This window comes from Campylobacter sp. RM12640, assembly GCF_020137595.1.
Lineage (GTDB): Bacteria > Campylobacterota > Campylobacteria > Campylobacterales > Campylobacteraceae > Campylobacter_E.
In genome coordinates this window covers 1-22,390 of record NZ_JACGAU010000006.1, presented here as the reverse complement: position 1 = coordinate 22,390, position 22,390 = coordinate 1, and the positions used below count along the sequence as shown (strand labels likewise).

Annotated in this window: 16 protein-coding genes; 14 read left to right on the top strand and 2 right to left on the bottom strand. The window is 28.3% G+C overall.

Annotated elements, in window-relative coordinates:
• Together AVBRAN12640_RS03195 and AVBRAN12640_RS03190 are read left to right on the top strand one after the other, a co-directional pair.
• Positions 1-1,698, top strand: coding sequence for a M3 family oligoendopeptidase (locus AVBRAN12640_RS03195; protein ID WP_336608404.1), 1,698 nt, complete (start codon positions 1-3; stop codon positions 1,696-1,698).
• Complete coding sequence (locus tag AVBRAN12640_RS03190; protein ID WP_336608405.1) at positions 1,695-3,707, top strand: ATP-dependent helicase; 2,013 nt, start codon at positions 1,695-1,697, stop codon at positions 3,705-3,707. Before AVBRAN12640_RS03195 ends, AVBRAN12640_RS03190 begins: the two co-directional genes overlap by 4 nt.
• A 24-nt stretch (positions 3,708-3,731) precedes the next feature.
• Here AVBRAN12640_RS03190 and AVBRAN12640_RS03185 read toward each other — a convergent pair whose 3' ends face one another.
• Complete coding sequence (locus tag AVBRAN12640_RS03185; RefSeq protein WP_214120062.1) at positions 3,732-4,931, bottom strand: tRNA guanosine(34) transglycosylase Tgt; 1,200 nt, start codon at positions 4,929-4,931, stop codon at positions 3,732-3,734.
• A gap of 30 nt (positions 4,932-4,961) precedes the next feature.
• Here AVBRAN12640_RS03185 and AVBRAN12640_RS03180 point away from each other — a divergent pair, with 30 nt between their 5' ends.
• The 12 genes from AVBRAN12640_RS03180 to flhB all read left to right on the top strand — a co-directional run bounded on the left by AVBRAN12640_RS03180 (position 4,962) and on the right by flhB (position 20,411).
• A complete protein-coding gene (locus AVBRAN12640_RS03180) occupies positions 4,962-6,341 on the top strand; it encodes a TrkA C-terminal domain-containing protein (RefSeq protein WP_214117396.1) in 1,380 nt (459 codons plus the stop codon).
• A gap of 146 nt (positions 6,342-6,487) precedes the next feature.
• Positions 6,488-7,849 (top strand): NADP-specific glutamate dehydrogenase, encoded by a 1,362-nt coding sequence (gene gdhA / locus AVBRAN12640_RS03175; protein ID WP_214117397.1) that lies wholly within the window; start codon positions 6,488-6,490, stop codon positions 7,847-7,849.
• Between the two features lie 96 nt (positions 7,850-7,945).
• Positions 7,946-10,213, top strand: coding sequence for an outer membrane protein assembly factor BamA (gene bamA, locus AVBRAN12640_RS03170; RefSeq protein ID WP_214120063.1), 2,268 nt, complete (start codon positions 7,946-7,948; stop codon positions 10,211-10,213).
• 9 nt (positions 10,214-10,222) lie between these two features.
• Entirely contained in the window at positions 10,223-11,056 is an 834-nt protein-coding gene (gene accD, locus AVBRAN12640_RS03165; RefSeq protein ID WP_214117399.1) for an acetyl-CoA carboxylase, carboxyltransferase subunit beta, read from the top strand.
• On the top strand, positions 11,053-11,505 hold the full coding sequence (locus tag AVBRAN12640_RS03160) for a 23S rRNA (pseudouridine(1915)-N(3))-methyltransferase RlmH (protein ID WP_214117400.1): 453 nt from the start codon (positions 11,053-11,055) through the stop codon (positions 11,503-11,505). Before accD ends, AVBRAN12640_RS03160 begins: the two co-directional genes overlap by 4 nt.
• A gap of 9 nt (positions 11,506-11,514) precedes the next feature.
• Positions 11,515-12,525 carry a hypothetical protein gene (locus AVBRAN12640_RS03155; RefSeq protein ID WP_336608406.1) on the top strand — a complete coding sequence of 337 codons (1,011 nt, stop codon included), beginning with the start codon at positions 11,515-11,517 and terminating at the stop codon, positions 12,523-12,525.
• The gene (locus tag AVBRAN12640_RS03150) at positions 12,503-13,438 is read left to right on the top strand and encodes a tRNA dihydrouridine synthase (RefSeq protein WP_214117402.1); all 936 of its coding nucleotides are present in this window, start codon (positions 12,503-12,505) and stop codon (positions 13,436-13,438) included. The genes AVBRAN12640_RS03155 and AVBRAN12640_RS03150 overlap by 23 nt, the downstream gene beginning before the upstream one ends.
• Positions 13,422-15,608 carry an endonuclease MutS2 gene (locus AVBRAN12640_RS03145; protein ID WP_336608407.1) on the top strand — a complete coding sequence of 729 codons (2,187 nt, stop codon included), beginning with the start codon at positions 13,422-13,424 and terminating at the stop codon, positions 15,606-15,608. The genes AVBRAN12640_RS03150 and AVBRAN12640_RS03145 overlap by 17 nt, the downstream gene beginning before the upstream one ends.
• A gap of 8 nt (positions 15,609-15,616) precedes the next feature.
• Complete coding sequence (locus AVBRAN12640_RS03140; protein ID WP_336608408.1) at positions 15,617-17,419, top strand: EAL domain-containing protein; 1,803 nt, start codon at positions 15,617-15,619, stop codon at positions 17,417-17,419.
• Complete coding sequence (gene dapE, locus AVBRAN12640_RS03135) at positions 17,412-18,536, top strand: succinyl-diaminopimelate desuccinylase (RefSeq protein WP_336608409.1); 1,125 nt, start codon at positions 17,412-17,414, stop codon at positions 18,534-18,536. Before AVBRAN12640_RS03140 ends, dapE begins: the two co-directional genes overlap by 8 nt.
• The gene (gene nadC, locus AVBRAN12640_RS03130; protein WP_336608410.1) at positions 18,526-19,356 is read left to right on the top strand and encodes a carboxylating nicotinate-nucleotide diphosphorylase; all 831 of its coding nucleotides are present in this window, start codon (positions 18,526-18,528) and stop codon (positions 19,354-19,356) included. Before dapE ends, nadC begins: the two co-directional genes overlap by 11 nt.
• Positions 19,356-20,411 (top strand): flagellar biosynthesis protein FlhB, encoded by a 1,056-nt coding sequence (gene flhB / locus AVBRAN12640_RS03125; RefSeq protein ID WP_336608412.1) that lies wholly within the window; start codon positions 19,356-19,358, stop codon positions 20,409-20,411. Before nadC ends, flhB begins: the two co-directional genes overlap by 1 nt.
• Positions 20,412-20,525: 114 nt before the next feature.
• Here the strand turns inward: flhB and AVBRAN12640_RS03120 are convergent, their stop codons facing one another.
• The gene (locus tag AVBRAN12640_RS03120; RefSeq protein WP_214117407.1) at positions 20,526-22,139 is read right to left on the bottom strand and encodes a SulP family inorganic anion transporter; all 1,614 of its coding nucleotides are present in this window, start codon (positions 22,137-22,139) and stop codon (positions 20,526-20,528) included.
• Between the last annotated feature and the right edge of the window lie 251 nt (positions 22,140-22,390).

Below are 22,390 nucleotides of genomic sequence, written 5' to 3'. Positions count from 1 at the left end.
ATGGAATGGGATTTAAGCATAATTTATAAAAATAAAGAAGAATTATATAAAATTTTAAAAGATTTAGAAAATCAAGCAAACGATTTTGCTTTAAAATACGAAAATAATTTAAAAAATGAAAAAGAATTTGAAAATATAATTTCAAAATTAGAAAGCATTTATAATGAGTTAAGCCGTGCTGGAGCTTATGCGTATTTACATTTTGCAAAAGATAGTGCAAATGGAGCGTTTTTACAAGAAATAAGCACAATTTGCACTAATATTGAAAGTAAATTGGTGTTTTTTGAAATTGAGTTTTGCGAATTAGAAAACGCACAAGAAATTGCAAATAATTGTAAAAAATATTCATATATGCTAAATAATTGGCTAAAAGCTAAAAAATATCAATTAAGCAAAAGCAACGAGCAAGTATTTATGAAAATGAATATAAATGGTAAAGAAGCATTTTCAAGATTATTTGATGAATACTTAAGTAATATTACCTTTAAACTTGACTTAAAAAAAATCAGCGAAGAAGAACTATTAAGCAAACTTTATAGCCCTGATAGAGCTTTAAGAAAAAGAGCAGCCGATGCACTTACAAAAGGACTTAAGAAAAATATAAAAACTCTATGCTTTATTTTTAATATGATTAAAAATAATCACTTAAGTGAATGCGAGCTAAGGGGCTATGAAAATCCTATGCAAGCAAGGAATTTGAGTAATCAAATTGAAGATGAAAGTGTAAAAAGCCTAATAAAAGCAGCCGAAAATAATTATCATTTAATAGAAAATTATTACAATAAAAAGCGTGAAATTCTAGGTCTTAAAGAATTAAAAGACTATGATAGATACGCTCCACTTTATGATGATATTAGCAATGATTGGGATTTTGAGAAATCTTGTAAAGTTGTAAAAGATACTTTTAATAAATTTAGCCCAAAATTTGCTGAACTTATGCAAAAAGCACTTAATAATAAAGCTCTTGATGTATACCCTGCTAAAAATAAGCGTAGTGGAGCATTTAGCTATGGCATAAATCCTCAACCATTTGTAATGCTAAATCATACAAATAATAGAAGAGATTTATTCACTTTAGCACACGAATTAGGGCATTTAATCCATCAAAGTCTAGCAGGAGAAAATCTAGGGTATTTTAATGCAAATACTCCGCTAACTACAGCTGAAACTGCTAGTGTTTTTGCTGAAATGCTAGTTTATGACGCTATTAAAGATACACTTAGCCCTAAGGATAAAAAAGCACTTTTAGCAAGTAAAATTGAAGATATATTCGCAACATTTTTTAGACAAATTAATTTTACAAATTATGAAATCGCTCTACATAATCACGAAGGTGAATTAAGTGTTGATGAGTTTTGCGACTTATGGTTAGCTGAAGGGCAAAAAATGTTTGGTAGTAGCGTAAAACTACGCAAAAAATACAAATATTGGTTTAGCTATATCCCACATTTTATCCATTCGCCGTTTTACTGCTACGCGTATTCTTACGCACAATTATTAGTTTTAGCATTATTTGGACTTTATAAGAGTGGAAAATGTGCTAATTTCGTAGAGCTTTATACAGAATTTTTAGCAAGTGGTGGAAGTCGCTCTCCGGCTGAATTGGTAGGACTTTTTGGACTTGATTTAAATAGTGATGAGTTTTGGCAATTAGGAATTAATGAAATTGCTAAAATGGTTAAGGAATTTTGCGAATGAATTATTTAGATAGACTAAATCCTGCTCAAAAACAAGCCGCTACATTTGTAGATGGAAGTTTGTTAATCTTAGCTGGTGCTGGAACTGGCAAAACCCAAACAATGATTAGCAGATTAGTCTATTTAATAAGTGAAGTTGGAATTAGCCCTGAATCAATTTTAAGTCTTACATTTACAAATAAAGCCGCAGCTTCAATGAAAGAAAGAGCTATAAAAATGCTAAATGAAATAGGCTATAGTAATAATTTACCAATTTTAAGCACATTTCATAGCTTTGGAATGGAGTTTTTAAGCGAATATATAGAATTATTAGATGGAAGAAGAAGGAAAAATTATAGACTAATTGATACTGATGATAAAAAGGCTATGATTAAAGAATTTGTTTTAGAAAAAATTAGAAAAACTGATATAAATTTTTTAAGTAAAGATAAAAAAGATAAAGAAATCTTAAAAGATGAAAAAGAGTTTTTAAGAAATAAAACCAACGAAGCTATGGCTTATATAGATAGGGTTAAAAATACCTTAGAATTTGAATTAGAAAATGAAAATCACGAAATATATTTAGATTATGAAAAAACTTTAGAATACAATAATTTAATAGATTTTGATGATTTAATAATTCTTCCACACGATATTTTAAAAAACAATCCAACAACAGCTACAAAAATTAGCAATCAATATTCATACATAATGGTAGATGAGTATCAAGATACTAATTTAGCTCAATTAAAATTATTAAAATTATTATGTAAAGCTCATCAAAATATCGTTGTAGTTGGAGATGATGATCAAAGTATTTATTCATTTCGCCACGCAAGAATACAAAATATATTAGGATTTTCTGATGATTTTCAAGACGCAAAAATCATTAAATTAGAAGAAAATTATAGAAGCACAAAAACCATATTAAATCACGCAAATAGCTTAATAGCAAACAATAAAACAAGATATGGAAAAGAGCTATTTACAAATAATGAATTTGATATAGATATTACTAAATTAGAAAATTATTATGAAGTAATTTACGAGATTAAAAGTCTTATAGAAAAAGGCGTAAAACACAATGAAATCTGTGTTTTATATAGAATGAATATGAGCGGAAATTTCATTGAGCCTAGATTAATTAGTGAGAATATACCTTATAAAGTTATTGGTTCTGTTCCGTTTTTTGAAAGAGCGGAAATTAAATTACTCATAAATTATCTAAGACTTTATGTGGATTTTAACGATAACTTGGCCTTTAAAAAAATCATCAATATGCCTAAAAGAAAATTTGGTGAAAAAGCCTTAGAAAAATTAGAGAATTTATCTAAAAAACCATCTTTATTTGAAAGTTTAAAAGATAATTTAGATAGTTTTAAAAATATTGAAATTAAAGAATTTATAGAGCTTTATACTACAACTCAAGATAAATTCGCTTTATTTTTAAATAAATTAGCTTCTCTTGAAGTTCATAATTTATTTGATAATCCAAAATCAAGAGCTGAAAACTGCTCGGTATTTTTTGATATTATCAAAAGAGAATGCGGCTTTAATGCCGATATTGCTAAGCTTACTAATTTTTTAAATAAAATCATCTTACAAGAACAAATAATAAAAGAAAATAATAACGCAATTAATCTTATGACTATTCACGCTAGTAAAGGATTAGAATTTGAATATGTATTTTTAATTGATTGTGATGGTGGCAAAATGCCTTGCACTTTTATGGGTATTTTTGATATTGAAGAAGAGCGAAGATTAGCTTATGTAGCGATGACAAGGGCAAAACATAAATTCTATTTACAATATGATTATACAAATCCAAGTATTTTTGTAAATGAAATTATGTATAAAAATACTAGCAATACTACTATAAATAATTCTACTAATGAATTTAAAGTAGGAAATGTAGTAAATCATAAATTATTTGGTAGTGGAAAAATACTTGCCATTGAAGGCAATTTAATTAGCGTAAATTTTCAAGGAAAAATTAGAAAGCTCAATAAAGACTTTCTAAGTTTAGCTTAAATAATATTAGTATTTAAACTAATATTATTTATAAATCTCTTTAAAATTCTTATAAAAATTAGCAAAAGTTTTATTAGCTATATTTTCTCTAATCTCACTCATTAAATTTAAATAATAATGCAAATTATGAAGACTTGCTAAGCGAAAAAATGTAATCTCTCCAGCTTTAAACAAATGATGAACATAAGCACGGCTGTAGTTTCTGCAAGTATAACAAGAGCAGTTTTTATCAATTGGCTCATTATCATCTTTCATAAAACTAGCCTTTATATTTATTTTGCCAAAACTTGTAAATAATGTGCCATTTCTAGCATTTCTAGTAGGCATAACGCAATCAAACATATCAACCCCACGAGCGACATTTTCTACCAAATCAAGCGGAGTTCCAACTCCCATTAAATATCTTGGGCGATTTTGTGGCATTTGTGGGGCTAGTTTTTCTACCGTTTCATACATTAATTCATTTGGCTCTCCAACGCTTAGCCCACCAATTGCAAGTCCATCAAAATAGTATTCATTTTCAGCATCTAAAATACCTTTTAAACACTCACTTCTTAGCGTATGATTAGTCCCACCTTGAACGATAGCAAAGATATTTTGCTCTCTTTTTAATTCATTTGTATAAAGCTTTTTAAACTCGCTTTTATAAAGCTCTTTTGAATATTTTTGAAGCAAGGTAATTTCATCTGTATTTTGAAATTCTTTTTTCATCTCAAGCGAGAGTTTAGCCCAATAAATAGTGCGTTTAAGACTTGCTTTAATTCTTTCTTCACTAGCAGGTAAAGCACATAAATCATCTAAAACCATACAAATATCACTATTTAATAAATACTCCGTTTTTAAAACACTTGCAGGTGTAAAATGATGTAAGCTCCCATCAATGTGGCTTTTAAAGGTAATTCCATCATCACTATGTTTTGTATTTTTACTTAGTGAAAAAGCTTGAAATCCACCACTATCAGTTAGAAAGCTTCCATTAAATTTAGTAAAATTATGTAGCCCGCCGTGTCTAGCTATCAAATCAGCACCTGGTCTTAAATAAGTATGATAAGTATTTGCTAGGATTATTTTTGCTCCTAGACTTTGCATATCGGTTGCATCTAGAGCTTTTACGCAGCCTTGAGTTCCTACTGGCATAAAACAAGGAGTATTAAATTCCCCGTGAGCTGTGCTTACTTTACCAAGCCTAGCATTATTATCTGTTGAATATAAATCAAATTTCATTATAATTTTCCTTTATAAAATGGAGTTGTTATGAAAAAAATATTAGTTTTAGCTAAGGTTTGTGTTGCAAATCACTTCTTAAAAGAACTTGCAAAGTTTAAGGATAGCACAAAAGAATATATAATCGTTTGCCAAGATGATATTAATTTTAAGCATAGTTTTACTCATATTAAAATTGACCCTACAAATGCTGCAAGACTTAAAAATTATGTAAATAATAATCTTGAACTTGTATATTTATTATTTGATAATGATTTAGATACAAGGCTTGCTTATGATGCTATAAGATTTATTGATAAAAGAGTAAGAATTGTAGTATTATCAAACAATAAAGAATACGAAAATGATAGCTTTTGCACTCTTATTAATCAAGAAGAAATGACTACAAATCATTTGATAGATATTTTGCCAAATATGCCAATGATAGCAAGAGATATTGGGCTTGGAATTGGCGAGATTATGCAAGTATTTGTTCCTGTTGGCTCAATTTATGCAAACAAACATATAAATGCAATTGCGCAAGAATTTTATAAAATCGCATTAATTTATAGAGATAATGAAATAATTTTACCAAAACCCGATACTCAAATTCTAGCAAATGATGAGCTAGTTTTAGTAGGTGATCCAAATATTTTAAATCTAATGTTTTCAAGGATTAAAGGTCAGGTAGGACAATTTCCTAGCCCTTATGGAGATAGTATTTGCGTTGTAATTGATATGAAAATTGATGAAAATATAGATAATTTAATAAATACAGCACTTTTATTACACGCTAAATCTAATAGTTCAAGACTAATTTTTTATGTAGTAAATCCTACAATAAATAAAGACCTAGAAAAATTAAAGAAACTTAAAAGAAAGACAATAATAGTCCATATTAAATATGAAGATATATCGGTAAATAATGTAGTTTTAGAGTTTTGTAATATGTATTCTGGACTATTTATTACAAGTAAAGAAATTTTTAAAAAAAATATAGCAACTTTTTATGATAGTTCTATGCCTGTTTTAAAAATAGGAACAATAGATTTTGCAAAGCTAAATACTATAGCTTGCATAGGTTCAGGCTCTCTTAGAGTGGAGAATTTGACATCTACTTTATTAGATATTTCTTTAATACTTAATTTAAATGCAAAAATGATGTATTTTGATAATGCAAATCCTGTAAGTGATGATTTAATAGAGCATATAAATATGCAATCACAATTTTTTAATAAGAATTTAGAATTAGTAGAATACAAAAGCAAAAACCCATTATTAGAGCTAAAATTTAATCCATATATAATACATTGTTTAGGATTTGAAAAGCATATAATCAAAACGAATACTTTAAAATATTTATCTAATGATTTTTCAAAACTTTACGAAATACTAGACGATAATTATCAATTATTCATACCAATAGTTTAAAACTTCTAGGAATTTAAATCATTTTAAATTCCTAAAAATTAATCACAAATTTTTATTAATTTTTTTCATACATTTTTCTTCAAAAATTTTTATCATAAATTTAATTTTTTTTGTATAATATTTTTTTATTTTTTAAAGGAGAAAAAATGAGTGCAAAATCTTATGTAAATGAAACACTTGAATTAATCAAAACTTATTCATCTAGACAACCTATATTCTTACAATGTGCAACTGAAGTTTTAAAATCAGTTACACCATTACTAGAAAGCAACAAGCAATACGAACAACACGCAGTATTACAAAGACTAGTAATGCCAGAAAGAACAATTATTTTTAGAGTTGTATATATTGATGATAGCGGTAAAGCTCAAACACATTTTGGCTACAGAGTTCAATTTTCTAGTGCTCTTGGACCTTATAAAGGTGGTTTAAGATTTCACCCTACGGTAAATCTTGACATTTTAAAATTCTTAGCATTTGAGCAAATCTTTAAAAACTCTTTAACAGGACTTTATATAGGCGGCGGTAAAGGTGGGGCTAATTTTGACCCTAAAGGCAAAAGCGATGCTGAAATAATGAGATTTTGCCAAGCATTTATGAGCGAACTTAGCAAACACATAGGCTATTCAACCGATGTTCCTGCTGGAGATATTGGCGTTGGTGCTAGAGAGCTTGGATATATGTTTGGAGCTTATAAAAAAATTACTTCTAAATTTGATGGAACTTTAACAGGTAAAAAAATTAGCTGGGGTGGTTCATTAGTTAGAAAAGAAGCTACAGGATATGGAACGGTTTATTTCTCAAAAGAATTACTAAAAGAAAAAGGCGAAGGCTTTGAAGGAAAAACTTGCGTAGTTTCAGGTAGTGGAAATGTGGCTATTTATACTATTGAAAAACTTTATGAATACGGAGCAAAAGTTGTTGCAGTAAGCGATAGCGATGGCTATGTTTATGATAAAGATGGAATTGACTTAGACCTTTTAAAAGAAATTAAAGAAAACTTAAGACTTCGTGTAAGCGATTATGCTAACCGCAAAAAAGGTGCAGTTTTTGTATCTAAAGTAAATTATGAAAAAGGAACAAACGGAATTTGGAGTATTCCTTGTGATTATGCTTTCCCTTGTGCAACACAAAACGAACTTAGCTTAATAGATGCGAAAAACTTATATAAAAATGGCTGTAAATTAATCGCTGAAGGTGCTAATATGCCTTGCACACTTGATGCACAAAAATTTATTTTAGAAAACAAAATATATTATGCACCGGCAAAAGCAGCAAATGCTGGTGGTGTAGCTACAAGTGCGCTTGAAATGCAACAAAATGCAAATATGACTTCTTGGACATTTAACGAAGTTGATGAAAAATTACATAAGATTATGAAAGATATTTACGCTAGAACTGCAAATACTGCTAAAGAATTTGGATTTGAACACAATTTATTAGCAGGAGCAAATATTGCAGGCTTTAAAAAAGTTGCAGATGCTATGATAGACCAAGGCTATATTTAAGCCGAAAAGCCCTATTTTTAGGGCTTTTTTTACAAACTTAATATTAACTTTCTTTTATTATTATTCTTTCTTCAAAATCAAAAAATCAGGTTAAATATGAAAAAAATTATATATGTAAGTGCTATTAGTTCTTTGATTTATGCAAATACAATAAGTGATATTGAATTTAAAGGCTTATATCACTTGTCAAAAGAACAAGCCTTAAAGGCTGTGGATTTAAAAATTAATGATGAAGTTAATATATATAAGATAAATGATGCGGTTAAAAACCTTTTTTCTTATGGATATTTTGATGATATTTATGTTGATGAAAATAATGGAAAGCTAATATTTAATGTTGTAGAAAAACAATTCATTGCAAAAGTAAATATCAAAGGAACTTCAAGTAATGATAAAAAGCAAATAGAATCGTTTTTAAGTATTAAAAAAGGCGAAGCTTATAATGATAGAAAAATAGAAGAAGCAAAAGAAAAAATAATTCTATACTACCAATCTCGTGGATTTTATGATAGCGTAGTTGAAGTTGATACTCAAGAGCTTGAAAATAATGCTGTTGTATTAAATTTCAATATAAATAGAGGCGAAATCATAACAATTAAAAAAGTTAATTTAATAGGTGCTAAAAAATTAGACTATAGTGATTTTGACCCTGTAATAGCAAATAAAGAAAAAGAACTATTAGGTTGGTTTTGGGGATTTAATGATGGTAAATTATACTCAACCGAACTACCAAACGACCCTGCTAGAATTAAAGATGAATATATGAAAAAAGGCTATCTTGATGCTAATGTATCAAATCCTTATTTAGAAGCTAATATGCAAACTTACAAAGCAGAATTAACCTATTATATAAGCGAAGGCAAACGCTATAAAATAGAAGAAATTACAATAGAAAACCCACTAGAAAATGAAGTGAAATTTAACTTAAGTGATTTAAGAAGTAAAAAAGGAAAATATATTAATTCAGAAAAAATTCGTTCTGATATAGAATTAATTAAAACCAAATTCCAAGATAAAGGATATGCTTTAGCAGAGGTTTATCCTGATATTGCTAAAAATGATGCTGATGGAGTTGTAAAAATTTATTTTAGAGTTAATCTAGGAAATAAATACAATATTGGTAAAGTAATAATTAAAGGCAATGATAAATCTTTAGATAAAGTAGTAAGAAGAGAATTATTCTTAACCGAAGGAATGCAATTTAACAAAACAGATTTAAATGATAGCATTATAGCACTTAGAAAAACCGGTTATTTTGAAGAAGTAAATATCACTCCAAAACCAAGCTTTACGGGAGATATTGATTTATTAGTAGATGTAAAAGAAAAATCAACAGGCTCAATTACTGGTGGTATTGGTTATAGCACATCTGATGGATTCTTAATTAACGCATCTGTTAGCGATAGGAATATCTTAGGTAGCGGAATGTATGGTGGGATTAATTTAGAAAAATCAGATAAAGATGTAACTGGCAAAATCTTTTTAAACAATCCTAGGATATTTGATTCTAAATACTCAACAGGCTTTGATATATATAGCTACAAAAGAGATTGGGATACTTATGAAGAATACAATAATGGTTTAGAACTTAGCATTGGTAGAGAATTAGCTAGATTTTGGGGAATTGGAGCTATTTATAATTACGAGCAAAGTGATTTAAGAAAAGCAACTATTGAAATGATTGCAAGTGGTGAAAAATTAGGCAAATCAAGAAAATCAGCTATAACTCCATATTTATATTTTGATAATACTGATGATTTTTACCTACCAAGAAGTGGTATTTATAGTAGAGCAGCATTTACTTATGCAGGGCTTGGGGGAGACCAAAAATATAAAAAATTTGCCTTTGATTTTAAATATTATAAAGGTTTAAAAGAAGATTTTGACACCGATTTAATTTTTAGATTTAGAACATCATTTAATAAATTATTTAATTATAAAGATACACCAATTAACTCAAGATTATATCTTGGTGGTTTAAGAAGTGTTAGAGGATATGAAAGTGATAGCATAACTCCAAGGGGTATTGGATATTATGATACAAATACTCATACTAAAGTAGATAAATTAGGAAACGGAGTTATTGCTTATCCTTACGATAAAGGTGGAGCGATTTCACTTAATTCTAGTGTAGAAATCAATTTCCCATTAATTAATAAATTAAAACTTCGTGGTTCAATTTTTTATGATTATGGTATGATAGGCGAAAAAAAATTAAATGAGATTAAAAGACAAAGTGCAGGAATTAGTCTTGATTGGAGCACACCAATGGGACCATTAGTGTTTGTATTCTCAAAACCTATTGATAAAAAATCAGGGGATAAAACAAATACATTTGAATTTAGCATAGGAAGTCAATTTTAGGAGATAAGAATGAGTTTTGCAGATATTTTTAAAATTAGAAGAACACAATCAAAGCCAAATGAAGCACCAAATCACTGGGTAAAATGTGATAATTGTCATGCTTTAATGTATTATAAAGAAGTTGCAAGTTGCTTTAATGTATGCCCTAAGTGTGGCTTACATATGAAAATAAGCCCTAATGAAAGAATAGAAATGCTAGTTGATGAAGGAAGTTTTATTGAATATGATAAAACTTTAAGAGCTAATGACCCATTAAAATTCGTAGATTCAAAAAGCTATAAAAAACGCTTAAACGAAAGCGAAGAAAAAACAGGCAGAACGAGTGCGGTAATTTCAGGAGAATGCAAAATCGGTGGAATTGGCGTTCAATTATGTGTGTTTGACTTTTCTTTTATGGGTGGTTCGCTAGGAAGTGTTGAAGGCGAAAAAATCGTTCGTGCAGTTCAACGCGCTATGCAAAAAAAAGAAGGACTTATAATAATTAGTGCAAGTGGTGGTGCTAGAATGCAAGAGAGCACATATTCACTTATGCAAATGGCTAAAACATCAGCTGCATTAAAATTACTTGCTAGAGAAAGACTTCCTTATATATCAATTCTAACTAACCCTACTTTTGGTGGAGTATCAGCGTCTTTTGCTTGGCTTGGAGATATTGTAATTGCTGAACCTATGGCACAAATTGGCTTTGCTGGTGCTAGAGTTATTAAGCAAACTATAGGAGCTGACTTACCTGAAGGATTTCAAAGTGCTGAGTTTTTATTAGAGCATGGACTTATTGATTCTATTGTTCCAAGAGCTAATCAGCGTGAATTTTTAAGTGATTTTTTACGATATTTTAAATGAATATAAATATTTATTTTATTCAAAAAAAATTAGAAAAATTAAGCGAATTTGAAAATAGATTTATAAAATTAATAAATCAATTTTCAAAACTTAATCTAAATAATGTATTTTCAAAACAAATCGCAAAAGCACAAGATTTAGGCTCAAATGAAGCTAGAATAGAATATGCAAAAGCTTATATGCCTTATAAAAAAACTTTTAGTATAGCTTTAAGTGAAAGGGGCAAGAGCATTGATAGTATTGAGTTTGCTAAGTTATTGCAAGATAAAAATGAGATTAATTTTTTTGTAGGTGGAGCTTTTGGATTTAATGATGAGTTTTTAAATGAATGTGATTATGTATTGAGTTTTTCAAAACTTACATTTTCACACGAAATTGCAAGGATTGTATTGTTAGAACAAATTTATAGGGGTTTTTGTATAAATTCAAATCACCCTTATCATAAGTAAAGGATTGTTATGAAAATTAGAAATTTTTTAATTTATTCTATTTTATATTTAATGTTAATTGGACTTATTATTGTTGTATTTTTTAATGATTTATTTAACTCTACAAGAGTAATTAATTTAGGAATTTTCAATTTTCAAAAAACATTTGAATTTGATAACTTTACTTGGGTTTGTATGCCACTTGTTATATATGTTATATTTGCATTACTTTATTTTTATTTTTCATTTATTTCTTTTCATTTTTCAACAAAAAGACTTATTAAAGATGGTAAAAAATTTGAAATGTTTTTAGAAGATTTAGTTTTAGATAGAAAAAATATTTACAAGTTTAAAACAAAAGAAATTCAAGACGCTAGTGAATTAGTAAAATCACTTTATTACAATCAAGCAGGAACAAGTGCTGATAAATTAAATAATGCAATAGCTATAAAAGCAATGGTTGAAAATGGAGAAATCTGTGATTTAAAACCATTTAAACTATCTAAAGACAATACAATTTATTTAAAAAACGAAGCAAATAAAGCTAAAAATGATTTAAATTACGCTTATAACTTACTAAAAAATCAAGAAGAAATTCAAGATGAAATCAGCCTAAGTGCTTACAATAATCTAATTTTAAACGGCATTTATGCAAATATTAAAACACTAAAAATTCAAAAAAGCAAAGAAGATATTAAAATCCTTTTAAATAGATTTGCTAATGATGATTTAAGTCTTAGCAATGCTGAATTAGAAGTTTTAATTTTTAATGATAATTTTGAAGAAGGAGAATATTTAGATTTTGCAAAAGAATTATTTGCAAAAATTGAGCCAAATAGCCTAAAAGCAATCTTTTTAAAACTAAAAAATGAAAAAGATAACGCATTTAGAGCGTATTTATATATACTTGCAAAACTTGCATTATTTGATGAATTAATAGAAGAAATTTATGGTAGCGAAGCTGATTTAGAAGATTTTAAATTAATTGTATTTTTAAAAGAACAAGGTAAAACTTACGATGTTGATAAACTTATTTGCTAATTCTAAGCCCTTATTTCTAGCACCAATGGCAGGTCTTAGCGATCTTGCCTTTAGAAGACTTGTTAAAAGATTTGATTGTGATGTAACAATTAGCGAAATGATTAGTTCAAACGCTCTTGTTTATGAGAGTGAAAAATCTTTAACTATGCTAGAAAAAGATAAAAGCGAAAGACCTTTCATAGCTCAAATTGCAGGCTCAAATAAAGAAATTATAAAAAAAGCAGTTGAGATTATAAATAAAGAAGAAAACATTCACGGGATTGATTTTAATTGTGGCTGTCCTGTAAATAAAGTTATTAAGCAAAATGCAGGTTCAGCACTACTTAAAGATTTAGATAATCTAAAATCACTCCTAGATATTATAAAAACCAATAATAAAGTAGGCACAACAAGTGTTAAAATAAGACTTGGTTTTAATGAGTGCGAAATAGAAAAAATAATAAATGCTTTAAACGAATTAGAGCTAGATTTTATAAGTATTCACGGAAGAACTAGAGCAGGAATGTATAGTGCTAAGGTAGATTATAACGCTATAAAACTAGCAAAATCTTTAGCAAAAACCAAAATAATTGCAAACGGCGATATATCTTATGAAAATCATCAAATGGTATTAGAACAAACCAATGCTGATGGGCTTATGATAGGAAGAAATGCTGTTGGAAATCCTTGGATTTTTTCTCAAATTAAGGGTAAATTTAATGAAATTAATAAAAGCGAAATCATACTTACGCATTTTGAATTTATGTGTGATTTATACAAAGATTATGCTTGTTCATTGTTTAGAAAACACTTGCACGAATATTCAAAAGGCTTAGCAAATGCGAGTGAATTTAGAAATGAAGTAAATAAAATTAATGAACCTAAAATTATGCTAAATACGATAAAAGAGTTTTTTGATGCTACAAATTATTAAAAACCTTGATTTAGTTGAATATTTAGATGAATTATTTGCTTTATTTGCTAGAAATAAACCTTTATTTATTGAAGGGGATACTAATTTACACCTAGCAAGAATTAATGAATTATGCGAATATGAATTAAAAGAATTAAAAAGCGTAAAAGATTTAAGCAAAGCACTAAATCATCTTAGCAAAAAAGGCATTTTACACCTTGATGAGATAGAAGAATTTGTAAAGATTTTAAATTATTTTAAATACTTATTTCAAATTCCGTTTTCAAATTCTTTTAAAAAATACCTTGAAAAAATCATAATTCCTAATGAAATTGAAAATATATTAAAATATTTTAAAGACGATGTATTTGATGAAGAAAAAGATGAGCTTTTACAAAGTATAAAAATCAAAATCAAAGAATTAAACCAAAGCATAAATCAAAATCTAAGAAGCCTATTAAACTCAAAATCACTTGAAAGCTATTTAATAGATACTCAAATACATTTTATATCAAATACTGAATGCTTATTGGTTAGGGGCGGATTTGCTAAAGTGCTTGATGCTAGTATTGTTGCAAGAAGTAGTGGTGGTGGATTTTATGTAGAACCTAGCAGTATTTTAAACTACAAACAAGGCATAAAAAGATTAGAAAATGAAGCCGATGCTAAAAGATTTGAATACGCAAAACAATTTAGTGAAATTTTATCTAAGCATTTATTATTTTTAAAGTTTATAAATAAAGAATTTGATTTAATAGATAGCTATATTGCAAGGGTTAATTTTGCCAAAAAGAAGGATTTAAACTTCATAACTCCAAGTAATGATGATAAAATTATCTTAAGTGAGTTTTGCCACCCCGCTTTAAATAATCCAAAACCTATTAGCGTAGAGTTTAAAGAGCAAGTTTTATTAATAACAGGTGTAAATGCGGGTGGAAAATCAATGCTACTTAAAAGCATTTTAGCTGCTAGTTTTATGACAAAATATCTAGTTCCTATGAGAATTAATGCAAACAAATCTCACATAAGTACTTTCAAAGAATATATAAGCATTATTGAAGACCCGCAAATGGCTAAAAATGATATTTCTACTTTTGCAGGAAGAATGTTAGCATTTGCTAAAATGAATGGTAAGAAAAATTTCTTATTAGGGGTTGATGAGATTGAGCTAGGAACTGATTTTGAAGAAGCGAGTTCATTATTTTTTACCCTAATTTGTGAGCTGAAAAAACACGGAAAACTAATAATCACAACCCATCACAAACGCTTAGCAATGTTACTTGCTAAAGAAGATAAAGTAGAATTATTAGCAGCTTTATATGATATTAAAAATGAGCGTCCTAAATATGAGTTTTTAGCGGGAATTGTAGGCAAATCATACGCATACGAAACAGCTTTAAGATATGGAATAAGTGCTAGTTTGGTTGAACTTGCTAGAAAAAGCTCTAGCGAAGCTGAGCAAAATATAAATGAAATGCTAAATAAAAACCTAGAACTTGATGCAAAACTTAAAATGCTAATTGCAAACAACGAAAAAAAAGAAAATAAATTAAACAATCTCTTAGAAAGCCTAAAAGATAAAGAAAATAAATTAATTGAAGAATACAAAAAACGCAAAAATGAACTAGAAAATGAATATTTTAAAGCAATAAATGCGGCTAAAAAAACTCTTGATTTTTCTGATTTAAAAGATAAACAAAGACAAATTAATGCAGCAAATGTATTAAAGCAGCAAATAAAACCAGAAAGCGTTAAAAGAGAAGAATTTAAAATAGGAGATTTTGTAAAATACGAAAAAATTAAAGGCAAAATCATAGCTTTAAATAAAAATATAGCAACCGTGCAAACTGATATGCTACAATTAAAACTTGATATTTCAATGTTAAAAAGAAGTGGCGAAACTCCTAAATCAAATTCTAGCAAAGTAACTTATGAAAAAAGTGTAAGCAATGCTAGCACTAAATTAGATTTGCATGGATTAAGAAGCGAAGAAGCTATTGAATTATTAGATAAATTTATTTCAGACGCACTAATAATTGGATTTGATGAGATTATCGTATATCACGGCATTGGAACAGGTCGCTTAGCTTATGCTGTAAAAGAATATTTAAAAACTAATAGGAGTATAAAAAGCTTTTGTGATGCACCTGCAAATGCTGGTGGATTTGGGGCTAAAATTATAAGATTGTAGGTTGAAAAATGGAAAACAAGGATTTTAAAAAAATAAAAAATATTTTATATTTATTAATTGGTGTTTTTGTTCTACTTAATTTTTATCTTTTTATGGATTCTAGAAATTATGTTAGATTATTTACAGAAAGCTATTTTCATTCATTAATAAATAAAGAAGAATTAAAATCTTCTCAAATGTTAAGCGAATTTATCGTTCAAGACAATAAAATTATCTCAAAAAATGATAATAGTCCTAAATTAAGTGAATTAGAAATTAAAGAATTAGTAAAAAATAATAGTTTTTACGAAGCTATAAAAGTAGATAAAAATCAATTTGACATAAGATATTATGAATTAATTAATGGGGCTTATTATGGCTTTAATAACCAATTTTATCTTACAAATTCTAGATTTTACCAATTTTACATACCTGTGCTTTTAAATATTTGTTTTTTTATTTTAATTTATAACTTATATAAACAAAAAAATCATATCTCAGCACAATATCAAAGAAGTATTAGCACATACACTAAAAGAATAGAAAAACTTGAAATTGAAGCAAGTATAGACCCACTAACTCAACTAAAAAATAAAAGAAGCTTGGAAAAATCAATCGTTCTTATGAAAAATCCAAAATTATTATTAGTTGATATTGATGAGTTTAAAAAAATTAATGATTATTTTGACGCTAATACGGCTGATGATTTATTAAAACATATTGCCTTAATTATGAGCGATTTTGCTGATGAAAACCACTTAGAAGTCTATAAGCTTGATGGGGATTTATTTGCACTTTTAGAAGATAGTATTGAAGATGAGCAACGATATGAAGAATTAGTAACAGAGCTTATGCAAGAGCTTAAAAATAAAGATTTAACAATAGAGTATAATCACCAAATAGCTAGCATAGTTTTAACGCTTACAATGGGACTTTGTTTAGAAAATGAAAACACCCTTAAAAAAGCATTTATTGCACTAAAAAGAGCAAAAAGAGATAATAAGAATTTCGTTTGTTATTCTAAATTTATAGATGAAGAAAAAGAATATTTCCATCAACTAAGCACAGCAAAATCAATTCAAAGCGCAATAGCAAAAGATGAAATCTTACCTTTTTTCCAACCTATTTTTGATAAAGATAAAAATATTACTAAATTTGAATCTTTAGTAAGAATTGTCAAAAAAACTCCTGAAGGAACTGATGTAATAACTCCAGGTGCTTTTTTAGCAGTTTCAATTAAAATGAAACAATACGAAATTATTGAAAATTTTGTGATAGAAAAAGTTGTTCAAACTCTAGTTGAAAATCAAGATATTGTTTTATGTGTAAATCTTGGCGGAAGAGATATGATTGATAGTGCTAAAAATAATAAATTCATAAATCTTTTAAGAAGAACAGGGGTTGCTAATCGCTTAATTATTGAAGTATTAGAAGATGAGAATATTTCACAAAATGAAAAAATAAAAGACTTCTTAAAAAGAGTGAAAGAATTAGGCTGCAAAATCGCATTAGATGATTTTGGTAGTGGATTTAGTAATTTTTCGTATTTATTAGAATTAATGCCTGATTATATTAAAATAGATGGAAGTATTATAGAAAAAATTACAAAAGATGAAAAAAGTGAAAAAATAGTCAAAACTATAGTTTTATTCTCAAAATCTCTAGGCATTAAAACCGTTGCAGAATTTGTAAGCACAGAAGAGATATTTAAAAAATGTATTGAAATTGGTGTTGATGAATTTCAAGGATTTTATTTAGGAAAACCAAGTCCAACTTTTACACAAGAAGAAATTGATTTAGACTTTTATCATTTAAAGGAAAAAAATGCTTAAAAAATTATTTATAGACCTTTTAAAAGAAGCTAGTGTTACTCCTGATGCTAAGAATTGTTATAAAATTACAAGTGAGTTTTTATCTAATTTTGATAATGAAATCCTAGCTATAAATAATACTACAAATCAAATTCTAAGCAAAGAATTTAACAAAGTTGGTTTGCATATTTGTTTTTGCGGACATATTGATGTAGTCCCTAGCGGAAATGGCTGGGAAAGTGAGCCATTTTTACCAACTATAAAAGATGATTTAATAATAGCGCGTGGCACTCAAGATATGAAAAGTGGCGTTGCAGCATTTTTATATGCAATTAAAGAATTTAGCAAAAACAATATTAAAAATATAAGAAAAATCAGCATTGTTTTAACAAGCGATGAAGAAGGCGATGGTAAAGATGGAGTTATCAAGGTTTTAGAAGAATTAGACAAAAGAAATGATTTGCCTAATATGTGCATAGTTGCCGAGCCAACTTGCGAAAAAAACTTCGGTGATAGCATAAAAGTTGGTCGTAGGGGTAGCATTCACGCAAACATAAGAATATTAGGAACTCAAGGTCATGCAGCCTATCCATCAAAATGCAAAAATCCCGTTCATTTAGGGGCTTCATTTTTAGCTAAAATTTCAGGATTTGATTTAGATAAAGGCAATGAGTTTTTTGAACCAAGTAAAATAGTAATTACTAATTTAAGTGCAGGAATTGGTGCATCAAATGTAACTCCTAGTGAGTTTAAAATTATGCTAAATGTTAGAAATTCTCCACTTACAAGTAAGCAAGATTTAGAAGATTTTTTAAGAGAAAATTTAAAGAATTTAGATTATGAATTAGAAATCAAACAAAGTTCAGAGCCATTTTATACAGACGCTAATTCAATACTTGTAAAAACTCTTAAAAAAGCCTTAGAAAATCAAGGTATTTTCAATACTAGCTTAAACGCAAAAGGCGGCACTAGTGATGCTAGATTATTTGCAAAATACGGCGTTTTAGTCTGTGAATTAGGCGTGGTAAATGATAAAATCCACGCAGCAAATGAAAGTGTACCTTTTAGTGAAGTTGTAGCTTTAAGCAATACATTTTTAGAGTTTTTAAACTTAATGGAGGCAAATAATGTTAATTAATAGCGAAATTGAACTTATTAAAAAAGAATTAAATGATGATGTAGGTAGGGGAGATTTATTCTCACAACTTGAAAATAATGAAATAATAAAAGCAAATCTTAAGGCTAAAAGTGATGGGGTTTTTGCTGGCGAGCCTTATTTTAAAGAGATTTGTAAAATGCAAAATATTGAATATGAATTATTTATAAAAGATGGACAGAGCTTTAAAAAAGGCGATATTTTAGCAAAATTTAAAACCTTAAAAACTACTTTATTAATGAGTGAGCGAACCATACTTAATTTTATTCAACACGCATCAGGGATTGCTACAAAAGTTGCTTCAATGAAAGCTTTAATAAAAGATTATAATGTAGCTTTGCTTGATACTAGAAAGACAAGACCTGGATTAAGAGTGTTTGAAAAATACGCAATTCGTTGTGGTGGTGGGCAAAATCATCGTTTAGGTTTAGATGATTGTATTATGCTAAAAGATACTCATTTGCTTGGAGTAAAGGATTTAAAATCTTTTATAAAAGAGCTAAAAAGCAAAATCCCATATTACACTCCAATTGAAATTGAATGCGATACAATTGAGCAAGTAAAGGCTGCTTTAGAAGCTAATGTAAATGCAATTTTACTTGATAATATGAGCCCTAGTGAGTGTGCTAATATAGTAAAATTAAGAGATAGTTTAGGCATTAAAGTTATCTTAGAAGCTAGTGGGGATATTAACGAAAACACCATAGTTGAATATGCTAAAAGCGGAGTTGATGTAGTAAGTTCAGGCTCAAATATTTATAAGGCTACTTGGGTTGATTTTTCTATAAGACTTGGTGAGTAATTATGGCTGATGATGCAGAAAAGACAGAAGAACCCACAGATAAAAAGATAGAAGACGCCAGAAAAGAAGGAAATGTCGCTAAAAGTCAAGACGTAGCAGCACTTATAACTCTTTGCGTTGGTTTTGGCTTTGCTTTATTTTGGGTTTATTTTTTGCACGAAAGAATTACGGCTTTATACATTTATTATCAGAGTTTAATAGGTAGTGAAATTGATAATAAATTGCTTTATAAAATAGGTATCAAAACTCTACTTGAACTTGCTTTAATGATCTTACCACTTGCTATTGCAATTGCTATTGCTGGAATTATTGCAAATGTTATGCAAATAGGCTTTAATTTCACACTCAAACCCATAATGCCTAATTTTGGCAAAATCAATCCAATCAAGGGCATTAAAAATATAATTTCAATGAAAAAGCTAATAGAATTAGTAAAAATCATTCTAAAAGTTAGCGTTATTTTTGGCATTGTTGGATATTTTATATATAGCTTTTTGCCAGGACTTAGTCATTTAGCAATTTTGCCACTGATTAAGCAAATGGAGTGGTTAAGAGATAAAATCATAATCCTTTTTGCAGCCGTTATTTGCTCATTTTTAGTATTTGGAATACTTGATATTTTTATAGTTCGTTTTCAGTATTTTAAAGGGCTTAGAATGAGTAAGCAAGAGATTAAAGATGAATACAAGCAAATGGAAGGAGATCCGCAAGTAAAGGCAAAAATCAGGCAAATTCAAATGCAAGCAGCAAGAAATCGTATGATGCAAGATGTCCCTAATGCTGATGTGGTAATTACCAACCCAACTCATTACTCAATCGCAATCGCTTATGATAAGACAAAGCATAAAGCCCCTGTGGTATTAGCAAAAGGAGTTGATAATATCGCTTTTAAAATCCGTGAAATAGCACAAAAACACGATATTCCAATATATGAGCAAAGAGAATTAGCAAGATCTCTTTATAAGATTTGTGAAGTAGGAGATGAAATCCCTGTAGAATTATATAAGGCAACGGCTGAAGTCTTAGGCGTAATTGCTAGAATGAGTAGAAGATAATTTAAATTCTTTTTAAGCACAATACAAAATATAAGCACCAAAAATCTTCATAAAATCAAAAAAATAATATCGCCAAATATAATTTTGAAAAATACTTTTAAATAGTTTTAATAGCTATTTAATAGTCATTTCAACGCTCCAATAAAAATTATCTACTCCAATAGCTTCAACAATACCGCTTCTTTTCATAATTTCTTTAATATCAGGTGAAACTCCTGCAATAAATACGGGAATTTTTCGCTTTTTAATGGCTTCTATTACTTCAAGAAAGGCACTTGCTCCTGAAATATCCATATAAGTTGTCCCACGCATAGAAAATATAATCGCTGTTTTATAATTTATTCTGCTAGTTAATTCTAAAATTTTATCCGTATTAGAAAATATAATAGCTCCCATTATATAAATTACTTCAGCTTGTTTTATATGTTGTGGTAAAGGAGAATTTAAATCAGTAAATTTCTCACTATCAAAATAATCAAATTTAATTTTTAAGTTTGAAATCTGAACCATTAAAAGCATTAAAGATAAAATCACGCCTATTAAAATTGCAATTGTTAAATCAAAAATAATAGTTGCTAACATAGTTGCAAAAAACTGAACTAAAGCACCTTTAAATCTATTTTTAAAAAAATATTTAATAGTATGCCACTCATTCATTCTAAATGCAGTTACAAATAAAATTCCAGCTAACGCACTAAGTGGAATTAAACTCATAATCGGTGCTAAAACAAGCATAGATACTAATAAAATTATAGAATGAAATATACCAGTAAGCCTAGTAACAGCACCAGACTTAATAGCCACGCTAGTTCTAGCAATAGCAGCAGTCGCAGGAACTCCACCGCAAAAAGGAACTAAAATATTGCCTAAGCCTTGAGCTATTAATTCTCTATCGCATTTAAGTCTAACACCAACCATTCTACCACCACTTGCACCACATAACAAGCTCTCTATCATACCCAATAAAGCAATACTTATTGCAGGAGTTATCAATTCTTTTAAGTGCAAAATATCAAAATCACTAAAAGCAAACCTATCATCTAAGATTATGTTAGTAGGAATTACCCCTATTCTTTGAATATCTAATGAAAAAATTATACTTATTAATGTAGCGACTATCAATGCAATTAATGAAGCAGGAGCGTATTTTTGGTATTTTTTAGGATAAGCCAACATAAAAACTACTACGAAAATACATATAAAAACTGAAATATAATTAATATCTAAATCCATTTTAAAATAATTTATTGTTTTTTCTAAAGTTGTAATTCCACTAGCTTTAACACCTAATAAATTATCAATTTGACCTAAAGCAATAATAACAGCAATTCCTGAAGTAAAACCTGTAATTACAGGCATAGGAATAAATGCAATCACTCTACCAAAATGAAATAATCCTGCAAAAATTAATAATAATCCAGCCATCAAAGTAGCCACAAAAACACCTGTTAGTCCATATTGAGTAGTTATGGCAATTAAAATAGCAGCCATTGCACCGGTTGGACCTGATATTTGATAATAAGCTCCACCAAATAACGATATTACAAACCCAGCTAAAATAGCAGTAATGAGTCCTGAAGCTGCACTTGCCCCACTACTAACACCAAATGCAAGCGCTAAAGGCAGAGCAACAGCAGCAACCGTAGCACCAGCCATTAAATCTTGTAATAATTTCATCTTGTTATATTCGGTAAATTCTAGTCTTAAATCTTGAAAATAGCTTTTCATCAAAACATTCCTTAGGTATATTTTGTTAATCATATCAATGATTGTTTTAAAACTAGCTTTTAATACAAAATCGCAATTTCTAATTATTCTATTAATATTATGTATAAATACTATAACCCCCCCCCAACCACTCTAAACAACATAAACAATACTTTAAATTAAAAACTAAAAAGCAATTAAAATCTCATTCTAAAACAACCTTCACTAACTACTAAAAACAATTAAAAACACACACCATAATAAAATAATCT

Bases quoted from the DNA above. Each gene is read 5' to 3' on its own strand.
- nadC (WP_336608410.1), top strand. From the start codon at position 18,526: ATGTTAATTAATAGCGAAATTGAACTTATTAAAAAAGAATTAAATGAT.
- AVBRAN12640_RS03160 (WP_214117400.1), top strand. From the start codon at position 11,053: ATGAATATAAATATTTATTTTATTCAAAAAAAATTAGAAAAATTAAGC.
- bamA (WP_214120063.1), top strand. From the start codon at position 7,946: ATGAAAAAAATTATATATGTAAGTGCTATTAGTTCTTTGATTTATGCA.
- AVBRAN12640_RS03140 (WP_336608408.1), top strand. From the start codon at position 15,617: ATGGAAAACAAGGATTTTAAAAAAATAAAAAATATTTTATATTTATTA.
- dapE (WP_336608409.1), top strand. From the start codon at position 17,412: ATGCTTAAAAAATTATTTATAGACCTTTTAAAAGAAGCTAGTGTTACT.
- AVBRAN12640_RS03145 (WP_336608407.1), top strand. From the start codon at position 13,422: ATGCTACAAATTATTAAAAACCTTGATTTAGTTGAATATTTAGATGAA.
- AVBRAN12640_RS03180 (WP_214117396.1), top strand. From the start codon at position 4,962: ATGAAAAAAATATTAGTTTTAGCTAAGGTTTGTGTTGCAAATCACTTC.
- gdhA (WP_214117397.1), top strand. From the start codon at position 6,488: ATGAGTGCAAAATCTTATGTAAATGAAACACTTGAATTAATCAAAACT.
- accD (WP_214117399.1), top strand. From the start codon at position 10,223: ATGAGTTTTGCAGATATTTTTAAAATTAGAAGAACACAATCAAAGCCA.
- AVBRAN12640_RS03150 (WP_214117402.1), top strand. From the start codon at position 12,503: ATGTTGATAAACTTATTTGCTAATTCTAAGCCCTTATTTCTAGCACCA.
- AVBRAN12640_RS03190 (WP_336608405.1), top strand. From the start codon at position 1,695: ATGAATTATTTAGATAGACTAAATCCTGCTCAAAAACAAGCCGCTACA.
- AVBRAN12640_RS03120 (WP_214117407.1), bottom strand. From the start codon at position 22,139: ATGAAAAGCTATTTTCAAGATTTAAGACTAGAATTTACCGAATATAAC.
- AVBRAN12640_RS03195 (WP_336608404.1), top strand. From the start codon at position 1: ATGGAATGGGATTTAAGCATAATTTATAAAAATAAAGAAGAATTATAT.
- AVBRAN12640_RS03155 (WP_336608406.1), top strand. From the start codon at position 11,515: ATGAAAATTAGAAATTTTTTAATTTATTCTATTTTATATTTAATGTTA.
- AVBRAN12640_RS03185 (WP_214120062.1), bottom strand. From the start codon at position 4,931: ATGAAATTTGATTTATATTCAACAGATAATAATGCTAGGCTTGGTAAA.